The sequence below is a fragment of the Hydrogenivirga sp. 128-5-R1-1 genome, assembly GCF_000171895.1.
The window spans coordinates 1-11208 of record NZ_ABHJ01000013.1 but is presented as its reverse complement, the minus strand read 5'-3'; the positions used below and the strand labels follow the sequence as shown (position 1 = coordinate 11208).

Genomic DNA, 11208 nt, shown 5'->3' with positions numbered 1-11208 from the left:
ATTTATGTCTGATAGGAGAATACTTCTATCCTGTTCTTACCCTTCTCCTTTGCCTCGTACATGGCTTTGTCAGCCATCTGTATGAGCTCACCGAGACTGCACTCCCCCGAGTTACAGAAGGATATGCCGGCGCTGACAGTCAGCCTCATGACCTCACCCTCAAATCTGAAGAGAAACTTCTCAAACTCTTCCCTTATGCGCTCTGCCACCTTGACGGCCTCCTCCGGGTAGGTGTGAGGTAGGAGTACAACGAACTCTTCTCCTCCGTATCTGACGGGCATGTCCGTGCTTCTCACGTTTGAGCTGACTATGCTGGCAAACTTTACGAGTACTCTGTCCCCTACCTGATGCCCGTAGGTGTCGTTTACCTGCTTGAAGTTGTCAAGGTCAAACATTATCAAGGATATGGGGAACCCGTAGCGTTTAGCTCTTGCGATCTCACGGGCTCCTGCCTCCTCAAGGTAGAACCTGTTGTACAGACCGGTCAGGTGATCTATTATAGCCTTCTCCAGCAGCCTCTTCTTCTCAAGCTCCTCCTTGACTATGAAGGAGAATATGAAGGCGAGGCTTCTCAGTATCTTACCGTCCTCCTCTGTAAACGGCTTTGAGCTCATAACCCTACCTACGGAAAGGCTACCGAAAGGCTCCTTGTCGCCCAGTATGGCGACGAGTTTTGAACGCAAGCCAATCTTTTTCCAGGACTCAACAGCCCTCTCGTACCTCTGGTAGTCCTCTATAAGGATGTAACCCCTGTCGCTGGCTTCTTCAAAGGCGCTCCACCATACGGGAACCCTGAACTCCTCCGGGTTGAAGATACCTGAGTCGGCTATGGTGCTTGAGGCTTTCGTGTAGTAGAGGTAGTCTCCCCTTACCTCTCCTATGGCGGCTCCGTCTGCCTCAAAGAGCTCCGCAACCATGTCCAGTATGCCCTTCCAGTTGTCCTTCTCGTACTCCCTGTTGGCTACCCTCTCAATTATTTCCAGCATCTTCTCTATCTTTTCTTCACACCTCATCAAGGAACCTCCGTATCTATGACCACTTTTACGTTCCTGTCGCCGGCCTTTGCACTTGCGCTCCCCACGAGATCGCCCTTCTGAGCCTCGGCCATGGGTGTTCTGCTCACCCTGGCGCTCACGAGCAGCTCCCCCTCAATAAACCTGTCGGTTCTTATCTTGTTCTTTCCAGTGATCTTGAAGGTGAAGGGGAATTCGGGGTTCCTAACCCTGAGGACGGCTATCGGCTGGGGCTCTTTCAGGTTTTTAACGGATATTATCAAAAAGTAGGGCTTCTCGGGTATCTTATCCTTCAGCTTTTCGTCAACCACGACCACACCCTTTACAAACTGATTTCTGTACCTTTCAAGCTTCTTGCGTCCCTCTTCACCTCTGTAATCCTTGGGTAGCTCTTGACAGGATACCGCCAGGAGCGCCAAGAGTAGGGTAAGGGCTGTGGCGAGTCTCATCAAAACCTCGCCTCCTTAACCTCTTTTCTCTTCCAGTATCCTATAGACCTGTTGGCTTCGTATAACGCCCTCTGGAGTTCAACGAGCTCCGATATGCCCTTCAGCGCCAAGTCCAGGAGGTTATCAAGCTCGTCCCTTGAAAAGGTGTACTCCTCACCCATGGATTGAACCTCCGAGAACCTCCCCTCTCCGGTACCCACGACGTTCATGTCAACCTGAGCCATGGAGTCCTCTTCAAAGTTGAGGTCAAGGAGTGGCTTACCGTTCACTATACCCACGCTTACGGCGGCAACGAAGTCCTTTATGGGAACGCTCTGTATGATCCCATCTTCGTAGAGCTTTATCAGCGCGTCTGCAACAGCCACAAAAGCCCCGGTTATGGAGGCTGTTCTCGTACCTCCGTCGGCCTGTATGACGTCGCAGTCAACCCAGAGGGTTCTTTCACCGAGCTTGGTTAGGTCAACGGCGGTTCTCATGGCACGACCTATCATCCTCTGTATCTCGTGGGTTCTGCCGCTGATCTTGCCCTGGACTGACTCCCTTATGTTTCTCGTGTGAGTCGCCCTTGGCAGCATTGAGTACTCGGCGGTTATCCAGCCCTGCCCCTTACCCTTGAGAAAGGGAGGGACGCTCTCCGTCACTGAGGCTGTGCATATTACCTTGGTGTCTCCGAACTCTATCAGGCACGAACCCTCCGGGTGGCTGAGGAAGTCCCTGACTATCTTTACCGGTCTTAGCTCATCTTCTCTTCTTCCATCCTTACGCATAGCTGAACTATTTTAAATTAACCTGCTCCGGAGATCCCGCTGCGCTTCCGTCTCGCCCTTGATGACGCCCCAGCCTGTTCACACGCCTTACGGTGCATTTATATTTATTAGTATGGCTAAGAAGAAGGAAGAGCTGAAAGTGGAGAGCCTTGAGGAGGAAGTCCAGGAGCTCAAGAGAAGTATCCTCAACATCTTTGAAGCCTTCGTTCCTCCCAAGGAGGTCAGGGACGAGGTGCTCAAGAACCTTTACACCATTGAGCTGTCCTTTCTGAAGATCTTCAAGACGCTTTTGGACTACAAGGTAGAGAGCCTTGAGAAGAAGGTGGAGGGCAAGGGAACCAAGAGGAAGGCTAAGAAGATAGAGATAGAGTAGTTTAAAACCTGCCCTTTATCTCGTACCCACACCTGCCGCACTTTCCGTCCTTCATGTCAATACCGGTTATTATGTAGCCCTTTCTGCCTATAACCCTGTTCCCGCACTTCGGACAGAAAGTACTCTCGTGGTCGTTTCCAAACAGGTTTCCGACGAACACGTACTCCAGCCCAGCCTCCTTGCCTATCCTGTAAGCCTTCTCAAGCTCCTCCACGGGTGTGTGTGGCAGGTCTTTAGCCTTGTAGTAGGGGAAGAACCTTGATATGTGCCAGGGTACCCAGGGAGCCAACTCCTCCGATATCCAGTTCGCTATGCCCCTAAGCTGCTCCTCGTCAAGGTATTTGGGGACTAAAAGGGTTGTGAGCTCAAGCCACTTACCCCTCTCAAAGACGTACCTGATGGTGTCAAGGACGGGCTGGAGCCTCCCTTTAGAGTACTTCCTGTAGGACTCGTCTGAGAAGAACTTCAGGTCTATGCTGTAAGCGTCCATGTACCTGTCTATCTCTTCAAGGGGTTCAGGGTTTATGTAACCTGCGGTTACCATTATGTTCTTTAGACCCTTCTCCTTTGCCAGCTTAGCCACGTCTATCATGTACTCTGCGAATATGGTGGGATCTGAGTAGGAGTAGGAGATGCTCTCGCACCCTTCCTCAAGGGCTTTCTCAACTATAACCTCTGGTGGCGCATTCGTTTCCTGGTAGAAGCTGTTTTCTGTAACCTCTCCCTTTGGAACCTGAGAGATCTCCCAGTTCTGGCAGCCCTTGCAGTGCAGGTTACACCCCGGGGTGGCTATCGTAAGGGTCTTGTGCCCCGGATAGAAGTGAAACAGGGGCTTCTTTTCAACGGGGTCTATGGCTGCAGATATGAGTGAGCCGTAGGTGTAGGTGTAGAGCTTTCCCTCGTGGTTTACCCTTACGCCGCAGGAGCCCACCTGACCGTCCTTGAGCTCGCACCCGACAGGACACAGGTAGCACTCAACCTTGCCGTTTATCGGTCTCCAGAACTTCGCCAAGGTCTTCATAGTTATTAATTTACTGCTAATAAAATATTAGTCCAGCCCTATAAATTCTATGGGTATCGGGAGAACTCAGCTTGGTTAGCCCGTTGATGTAAAATACTCCCCATGTACTTTCAGGAGCTCATAATGAACCTCCACCGCTTCTGGGCTGATAAAGGCTGCCTTATCTGGCAGCCCTACGATGTTGAGGTCGGTGCAGGGACGATGAACCCGGCTACCTTCCTTAAAGTTCTTGGAAGGAAGCCCTGGAACGTCGCCTACGTTGAGCCCTCACGCAGACCACAGGACGGGAGATACGGCGAGAACCCCAACAGGCTGCAGCACTACTACCAGTTCCAGGTCATACTCAAGCCTGCCCCTGAAGACCCGCAGGGTGTATATCTCCAGAGCCTTGAAGAGCTTGGGATAAACGTGTCAGACCACGACATAAGGTTCGTGGAAGACGACTGGGAGTCGCCCACACTGGGGGCGTGGGGTCTCGGGTGGGAGGTCTGGCTTGACGGTATGGAGATAACCCAGTTCACCTACTTCCAGCAGTCCGGGGGACTTGACCTTGACGAGATATCCGTTGAGATAACCTACGGGCTTGAGAGGATAGCCATGTACATACAGGAGGTTGACAGCGTTTACGATATAAGGTGGAACGAGAAGTATACCTACGGGGACATATTCAAGCGGGCTGAGTGGGAGTGGAGCACCTACAACTTTGAGAAGGCCGACACTGATATGCTCTTCAAGCTGTTTGAGCTTTACGAGGAAGAGGCAAAGAGGCTTATAGAGGAGAGGCTCGTTCTTCCAGCTTACGATTACCTGCTCAAGTGTTCTCACACCTTCAACCTGCTTGATGCGAGGGGGGCTATCTCCGTGCAGGAGAGGGCGAGGTACATAAGAAGGATGAGCGGTATGGCTCGGGCGATAGCCCAGCTCTACCTTGAGCTTATGCAGTAATATATTGATAGCGATGAGTGACCTCCTCATTGAGATAGGTACAGAGGAACTCCCCTCCTCCGTGATTGAACCCACCCTTGCCTTTCTGAAGGGGAGGTTGTCGGAGGTTCTGGGAAGGGAGGACATAGAGACCTACGGAACCCCGAGGAGGCTTGCCTTCTATGTAAAAGAGTTCGTTGATGAGAGGGTAAAGAGGGAGGAGACCGTATTCGGACCACCTTGGCACGTGGCTTTTGATGAGGAAGGCAAACCAACCCGTTCTCTTGAAGGCTTCCTGAAGAGGTACGGAGCACGTCCGGGGGACGTCTTTAAGGGTAGTAAGGGCAAGGGCGAGTACGTAGCCCTGAAGGTAGTTCACGAGGAGAAGAGCAGGCTGGAGGCTCTGAAGGAGAGTTTTGAGGATATGCTCCTTTCAGTTCCCCTCCCTAAAAGGATGCGCTGGACTTCCTCAAAGAGGATAACCTTCTCAAGACCTGTCAGGTGGATACTCGCCCTGCACGGAGACAGGGTCGTTGACCTTAGGTTCGGTGAGCTTCAGTCTGATAGGAGGACGAAGGGTCACAGATTCCTTTCGGGCGACTGGATAGAGCTTTCTAAGGCTGAGGATTACCTGAGCGTTATGGAGAAGGCTTCGGTGATACCCTCTATAGAGGAGAGGAGGGGGCTCGTCGTTGATGCTGTGGAAGAGGAAGCCCGAAAGCTGTCTGCGGTTCCCCGGTACCCGGAGGGTCTCGTTGACGAGGTTACTAACCTCGTGGAGTACCCCTTCGTGGTCGTTGGGAGTTTTGAAGAGAAGTTCCTTGAGCTCCCCGAGCTCGTCATAATAACTGTATCCGCTCACCACCAAAGGTTCTTCTGCCTCTCCAGAGATGGAAAGCTCATAAACAAGTTCATAGGTGTGAGCAACAACCTCCCGAAGACAGACCTCATCAGGAGAGGCTACGAGAAGGTTTTGAGAGCGAGGCTTGAGGATGCCCTCTTCTTTTACAGGGAAGACTTGAAGAGGAGGCTGGAAGAGCTTGTCCCTAAGCTGTCGGGCGTTCTCATACACCCCAAGATAGGAACGGTTCTGGACAAGGTGGAGAGACTCAAGAGTATAAGCCAGAGGCTCTGCGACGAGCTGAGCTGCGATGAGGAAACTAGAAGGAAGGTTGAGAGGGCTGTCTATCTATCCAAGGCAGACCTTCTGACGGAGATGGTTAAGGAGCTTGATGAGCTTCAGGGGTACATGGGTTACATATACGCCCTAAAACAGGGTGAGGAGGAAGATGTTGCCAAGGCTATATACGAGCAGTACAAACCCAAGGGGCTTGAAGATGACACTCCCGAAACCCTCGTAGGAGCTGTGCTCTCCTTGTCCGACAAGATAGATGACCTCGTAAGCTTCTTCTCCGCCGGTGAGATACCCAAGGGAAGTTCCGACCCCTTCGGGCTTAGGAGAGCTTCCTTTGGAGTGTTCAGGATACTTGAGGAGAGGAACTGGGACATAGACATATCCAGGCTATTTGAGCTGTACGATAGGGTTGACAACGTGGAGGAGCTTGAGAAGTTCCTTGCCCAGCGACTTGAGAGCTACCTGGAGAGATACGGATACGACCTCGTCAGGGCTGTCCTTAAGGTTGAGAGTCCTTTCAGACCCTACAGAGTAATTAAGAAGGTCAAAGAACTGAGCGCCGTCAGAAACGATAAGGCTTTTACGGATATATACGAGGGATACAGGAGGGTTGTTAAAATATTACCAAAGGAGTGGGAGAATTCGGAGGTGAAGGAGGAACTCCTCAGAGAACCCCAGGAGATAAATCTCTGGAGAGAGGTGAGGGAGTTGGAGAGCAGAGAGTTTCCCCTAAGTGAGCTTGCAAAACTCAGGAAAGCTATAGACGACCTCTTTGACAACGTTCTCATAATGGACAAGGACGAAGAGGTTAAAAGGAACAGGCTTTCCCTCTTAAACAGGGTAAAAAAACTTTTCAATAGGTACGCAGACTTCAGCGAGGTAGTTTTGCAGGAGGTTTAGGAATGGACAAGGAAGCTCTGGTTCTGTGGCTGGACGAACTCTCCATTGAGGACATACCTGTGGCGGGTGGAAAGAACGCATCCCTCGGGGAGATGATAAAGAACCTAAGCCCCCTGGGCATAAACATACCCTACGGTTTCGTTGTGACCTCAATAGCCTACTACAAGTTCATAGAGTTCAATAAGCTCAAGGAGAAGATAAGGGAAGCTCTGGAAGGGTTGAACGTAAACGATGTAGCTGACCTCGCCAAAAGGGGTTACGCGGTAAGGGAGTTGATAAAGGGTGGAGAGTTTCCTCCGGAGCTTGAGGAGCTGATAAAGGAGTATTACAACAAGCTCTCGGAAAGGTACAACACCCACGCTGTGGACGTGGCGGTTCGCTCCTCGGCGACAGCAGAAGACCTCCCGGACGCCTCCTTCGCAGGGCAGCAGGAGACCTACCTTAACGTGGTCGGTGCCGAGAACGTTCTTACAGCTATAAAGAACTGCTTTGCCTCACTCTTTACCGACAGAGCCATATCCTACAGGGAGTCCTTCGGCTTTGACCACTTCAACGTTGGAATTGCGGTCGGCGTTCAAAAGATGGTTCGTTCCGATGTGGGTGCCTCAGGCGTCATGTTTACCCTGGACACGGAGACCGGTTTTAAGGACGTGGTCGTCATAAACGCCATATACGGTCTTGGAGAGTTGATAGTCCAAGGGATGGTCACGCCCGACGAGTACATGGTATTCAAGCCAACCTTCCAGAAGGGATACTCGGCGATCATAGAAAAGAAGCTCGGCAGGAAGGACAGGAGGATGGTTTACGGGAGCGGTGAGGAGAGGGTAAAGATAGTGAACGTCCCGATAGCCGACCAGAAGAGGTTTGCCCTTGAGGACGATGAGATCCTCAAGCTTGCGGAGTGGGGGACCCTCATAGAGAAGCATTACTCCGAAAAGAAGGGAAAGTGGACACCCATGGACGTTGAATGGGCTAAGGACGGGATGCTGAATGAGCTGTTCGTGGTTCAGGCAAGACCGGAAACCGTCCACTCAAGGAAGGAGAAGAACGTTATAAAGGTTTATAAGATAGTGGAGCCAGAGCACGAACGAGCCAAGAAGAGGCTCGTTCAGGGCATAGCCGTCGGGGATAAGATAGCGGCGGGCAAGGTCAGGGTTCTTTTTGACCTGAAGGACGCCGAAAACTTTCAGGAAGGGGAGGTTCTAGTAACCGACATAACAGACCCAGACTGGGAGCCCATAATGAAGAAGGCGGCCGCCATAGTCACCAACAGGGGTGGAAGAACCGCCCACGCTGCCATAGTGGCAAGGGAGCTCGGAATCCCCGCGGTAGTTGGAACGGGAAATGCTACAGAGGTTCTTGAAGCCGGTATGGACGTTACCGTTTCCTGTGCAGAGGGAGAGACCGGCTACGTGTACGAAGGAGTACTCAAGTTTGAGGTTGAGGAGATAAACATAGAGGAGCTCCCCAGACCGAAGACCAGGATAATGATGAACGTGGGCAACCCCGAGTCCGCGTTCAGGCACGCCTCAATTCCCAATGACGGCGTGGGTCTCGCCCGGGAGGAGTTCATCATAGCCAACTACATAAAGGTGCACCCCCTCGCCCTCATACACTACGACGACATAAAGGAGCTCTACGAAAGGCTCAAAGAGCAGGGGCTGGTTGACGACAGGGGCTTCGTCACCTTCAGGGCTATATACGCCAACGCCAACGGACCACTGAAGGAGAAGCTCGCTAAGGGAAAGGAGAAGAGGAACGTCAACCTGAAGAGACTTCTGAATGATATAGATAGATACACCTTTGGTTACGATGACAAGAAGACATACTACATAAAGAAGCTTTCCTACGGCATAGCTAAGATATCGGCAGCCTTCTATCCAAACCCTGTCATAGTTCGCTTCTCTGACTTTAAGTCCAACGAGTACGCCAACCTCATAGGCGGGCAGCTCTTTGAGCCGGAAGAGGAGAACCCCATGATAGGCTGGCGGGGAGCCTCACGCTATTACTCCCCCATATTCAAGGAAGCCTTTGGGATGGAGTGTCAGGCTATACTCAGAGTCCGGAACAAGATGGGGCTTACAAACACCAAGGTGATGGTGCCCTTCTGCAGGACGCCGAGCGAGGGAGAGAAGGTTCTCTCCGTTATGGAAGAGTTCGGCCTCAGGAAGGGAGACAACGGGCTTGAAGTTTACGTTATGGCCGAGCTTCCCAGCAACGTGGTGCTCGCAGACATATACGCCGACATATTTGACGGCTTCTCCATAGGCTCAAACGACCTCACCCAGCTGACGCTGGGTATAGACAGGGATTCTGAGCTCGTCGCCCACCTTTACGATGAGAGGAATGAAGCCGTGAAGAGGCTTATATCCCAGCTTATATCTGCGGCTAAGAAGAAGGACAGGAAGGTGGGTATATGCGGACAGGCTCCCTCCGACTTCCCCGACTTCGCCCAGTTCCTTGTGGAGCAGGGGATAGACAGCATCTCTCTGAACCCCGACTCCGTGCTTAAAACATTGCTCGCAGTGTCCGAAATGGAAAAAAAGATGGGGGTGGCTAAATGAAATTGGCATTGAAAATGCCAGACCTGGGGAGGGTTTTCAAGAAGACCAAGACGGGCGTATCCGTTTACATGACGGACAAGGTTTTCCGTGTACTGGAGCTCGACGCCAACAGGAAGCCGACCTTTGAACCTGTGGAGCTCGTCTTTGAGCACGAGACCGAAGATGAGAAGAGCAAGGCTATATCCAACGTGGTGAGCAAGCACAAGCTCAAGGGTAAGGAGGTCGTCACCTGTCTTCCCGCCGACGAGGGCATACTCAAGTTCCAGAAGTTCCCCATAGCCATGTCCAAGAAGGACCTCATGGAAGCTATAGATTGGTACATAAAATCCGAGACGCAGCAGATAAAGGAGGAGACCATACACGACTACTACTTTTTGGAGAAAGAGCCTGACGATAAGTACATAAGGGTCGTGATAACCATAGCGCGAAAGAGCTCCGTTGAAAAGCTAAAGGAAAACCTGAAGAAGTTCGGTCTCACCCCAAAGATAATTGACTACGAGATAGTTGACATAATCAACTACGGGATCATAAACAACCTTCCACCGCCCTTCGCCATACTGTACATAGATTACTACGAGGGCGTTCTCACTTACTACTCCAAGGGAGCCATATCCTACAACAAGATAGACTTCAACTACCGTCGTTATCAGGAGACCCAGGATCCGACTATACTTGACACGTTCCTCATAGAGGTCAGGAACCTGCTCGTTATAAACGAGATATCCAACATATACCTCGCCGGACCTATAATAGCTGACGAGGGCACCCTTGAAAACGTGATGATGAACCTTCCCGTCCTGGGGATACTTGACCTTGAGAGCGTGCCTCCGGCATTTTTCGTTCCTTACGTTATGTCCATAAGGGGACTGGAGGAGTAGGGATGATAAGGATAAACCTCATAAAGAAGGAGAAAAAAAAGTTCGCCCTGCCGAGTGTATCCTTGGCACAGCTTAAACAGTATGATATAAAGGAGCTCGCAAAGGACAAGGCTATACTCGCGATACCTGCCGTGGGGGTTGTGATCCTGGCAGGGGAGGTCTTTTACGCCTTCAAGCTCAAACAGGAGATATCTTCCCTCCAGAGAGAGGTAAGCAATTTAATCTCTCAGAGGAACAAGCTTAAGAAGAAAGCGGACATAGTTCAGTCAAGAATGAGAGCTCTTAGTAACGAGATAAACGCTGTCAAGAGGAGGATAAGACAGCTTGAGATAAGCAAGGATCTGATCGTAGTTCTTAAGGACTACTACGAGCCTTTCAACAGCTCCCTCAGCTACCTGAACAGCTATGCCCCGTCAACCGTATGGTTTAACAGCCTCTCCCAGGATATGGACTTCCAGAGGGTTAACGTTGAGCTCTCCTTTGGCTCTTACGATATAAACTCAATAAAGAACTTCTTCACCATAGTGAAGAGGGAGTTTCCCCAATTAACACCGAGCGAGATAAAGAAACAGGAGAACAAGAGCGGAATAATTTATTACGTTTCGTCAATAAAGTTTAGAAGAGATTTTGTAAGTGGGGGAGAGTAATGCCTAGCCTGAAGGAACAGTGGGAAGCTACACCTGCGTGGCAGCGGATGGTGGTAGCCGTCGCCCTACCACTCGTTGCCATCGGTGCGGTGTGGATGTATGTGATAAAACCGGACATGGAAACTAAAGACAGGCTTACTAAAGAAAAGCAGCGATTGAACCAGGAGATAGCTAAGTATAAAAGGATTATAAGACCCGGAGCTTTGAAGAAACTTGAGGAGCAGCTGGAGAATCTCAAAAAAGAGGAGGAGGCAAAGAAGAAAGAGCTTGCAGAGGTTGTGGGTGATATACCTACCCGCAAGGAAATAGAGAAGGTGTTCGGTGAGATAAACAGGATCGCCGTTTCAAAGAACTTGGTGATAACACGTATATCCCTCTCCTCTCCCAGAACTCAGAACCTTCAACTGGTGGAAAAAGGAGGCAAGAAGTTTGTCAAGCCTGCAGTTCAACAACAACAGAAAGGAAGAAGGGGAAGGGGAAGGCGTGGAAGGGCAAAGAAGAAACAGGCACCTGTTCAAGGCATACCTATAACAACGG

11 protein-coding genes are annotated in these 11208 nt (G+C 51.0%); 7 read left to right on the top strand and 4 right to left on the bottom strand.

Annotated elements, in window-relative coordinates:
* Positions 1 to 2: 2 nt before the first annotated feature.
* The 3 genes from HG1285_RS18835 to rph are packed head-to-tail and all read right to left on the bottom strand — an operon-like array spanning position 3 to position 2229.
* On the bottom strand, positions 3 to 1013 hold the full coding sequence (locus tag HG1285_RS18835) for a GGDEF domain-containing protein (protein ID WP_008287922.1): 1011 nt from the start codon (positions 1011 to 1013) through the stop codon (positions 3 to 5).
* Complete coding sequence (locus HG1285_RS07375; RefSeq protein WP_008287921.1) at positions 1013 to 1462, bottom strand: hypothetical protein; 450 nt, start codon at positions 1460 to 1462, stop codon at positions 1013 to 1015. Before HG1285_RS07375 ends, HG1285_RS18835 begins: the two co-directional genes overlap by 1 nt.
* The gene (gene rph / locus HG1285_RS07380; RefSeq protein ID WP_008287920.1) at positions 1462 to 2229 is read right to left on the bottom strand and encodes a ribonuclease PH; all 768 of its coding nucleotides are present in this window, start codon (positions 2227 to 2229) and stop codon (positions 1462 to 1464) included. The genes HG1285_RS07375 and rph overlap by 1 nt, the downstream gene beginning before the upstream one ends.
* Before the next feature lie 112 nt (positions 2230 to 2341).
* On the opposite strand from rph, the gene HG1285_RS07385 reads away from it, so the two are divergent.
* Positions 2342 to 2602, top strand: a complete 261-nt coding sequence (locus HG1285_RS07385; protein ID WP_008287919.1) for a hypothetical protein — start codon at positions 2342 to 2344, stop codon at positions 2600 to 2602.
* A 1-nt stretch (position 2603) separates the two neighbouring features.
* Here HG1285_RS07385 and amrS read toward each other — a convergent pair whose 3' ends face one another.
* Positions 2604 to 3623, bottom strand: a complete 1020-nt coding sequence (gene amrS, locus HG1285_RS07390; protein WP_008287918.1) for an AmmeMemoRadiSam system radical SAM enzyme — start codon at positions 3621 to 3623, stop codon at positions 2604 to 2606.
* Positions 3624 to 3725: 102 nt separating this feature from the next.
* Between amrS and HG1285_RS07395 the strand changes: the two genes are divergently transcribed.
* The 6 genes from HG1285_RS07395 to pilO all read left to right on the top strand — a co-directional run.
* The gene (locus HG1285_RS07395; protein ID WP_008287917.1) at positions 3726 to 4568 is read left to right on the top strand and encodes a glycine--tRNA ligase subunit alpha; all 843 of its coding nucleotides are present in this window, start codon (positions 3726 to 3728) and stop codon (positions 4566 to 4568) included.
* Between the two features lie 13 nt (positions 4569 to 4581).
* On the top strand, positions 4582 to 6582 hold the full coding sequence (gene glyS / locus HG1285_RS07400) for a glycine--tRNA ligase subunit beta (protein WP_008287915.1): 2001 nt from the start codon (positions 4582 to 4584) through the stop codon (positions 6580 to 6582).
* A gap of 2 nt (positions 6583 to 6584) precedes the next feature.
* Entirely contained in the window at positions 6585 to 9146 is a 2562-nt protein-coding gene (ppsA, locus tag HG1285_RS07405) for a pyruvate, water dikinase (protein WP_008287914.1), read from the top strand.
* Positions 9143 to 10024 carry a pilus assembly protein PilM gene (locus HG1285_RS07410; RefSeq protein ID WP_032496748.1) on the top strand — a complete coding sequence of 294 codons (882 nt, stop codon included), beginning with the start codon at positions 9143 to 9145 and terminating at the stop codon, positions 10022 to 10024. The genes ppsA and HG1285_RS07410 overlap by 4 nt, the downstream gene beginning before the upstream one ends.
* A gap of 2 nt (positions 10025 to 10026) precedes the next feature.
* The gene (locus HG1285_RS07415; RefSeq protein WP_008287912.1) at positions 10027 to 10671 is read left to right on the top strand and encodes a hypothetical protein; all 645 of its coding nucleotides are present in this window, start codon (positions 10027 to 10029) and stop codon (positions 10669 to 10671) included.
* Positions 10671 to 11208, top strand: a 538-nt coding sequence (pilO, locus tag HG1285_RS07420) for a type 4a pilus biogenesis protein PilO (protein ID WP_008287911.1), incomplete at its 3' end; no start/stop codon positions are given. The genes HG1285_RS07415 and pilO, both read left to right, overlap by 1 nt.

Coding starts and splice junctions, on each gene's coding strand:
- HG1285_RS18835 (WP_008287922.1), bottom strand. CDS start 1,013: ATGAGGTGTGAAGAAAAGATAGAGAAGATGCTGGAAATAATTGAGAGG.
- HG1285_RS07375 (WP_008287921.1), bottom strand. CDS start 1,462: ATGAGACTCGCCACAGCCCTTACCCTACTCTTGGCGCTCCTGGCGGTA.
- rph (WP_008287920.1), bottom strand. CDS start 2,229: ATGCGTAAGGATGGAAGAAGAGAAGATGAGCTAAGACCGGTAAAGATA.
- HG1285_RS07385 (WP_008287919.1), top strand. CDS start 2,342: ATGGCTAAGAAGAAGGAAGAGCTGAAAGTGGAGAGCCTTGAGGAGGAA.
- amrS (WP_008287918.1), bottom strand. CDS start 3,623: ATGAAGACCTTGGCGAAGTTCTGGAGACCGATAAACGGCAAGGTTGAG.
- HG1285_RS07395 (WP_008287917.1), top strand. CDS start 3,726: ATGTACTTTCAGGAGCTCATAATGAACCTCCACCGCTTCTGGGCTGAT.
- glyS (WP_008287915.1), top strand. CDS start 4,582: ATGAGTGACCTCCTCATTGAGATAGGTACAGAGGAACTCCCCTCCTCC.
- ppsA (WP_008287914.1), top strand. CDS start 6,585: ATGGACAAGGAAGCTCTGGTTCTGTGGCTGGACGAACTCTCCATTGAG.
- HG1285_RS07410 (WP_032496748.1), top strand. CDS start 9,143: ATGAAATTGGCATTGAAAATGCCAGACCTGGGGAGGGTTTTCAAGAAG.
- HG1285_RS07415 (WP_008287912.1), top strand. CDS start 10,027: ATGATAAGGATAAACCTCATAAAGAAGGAGAAAAAAAAGTTCGCCCTG.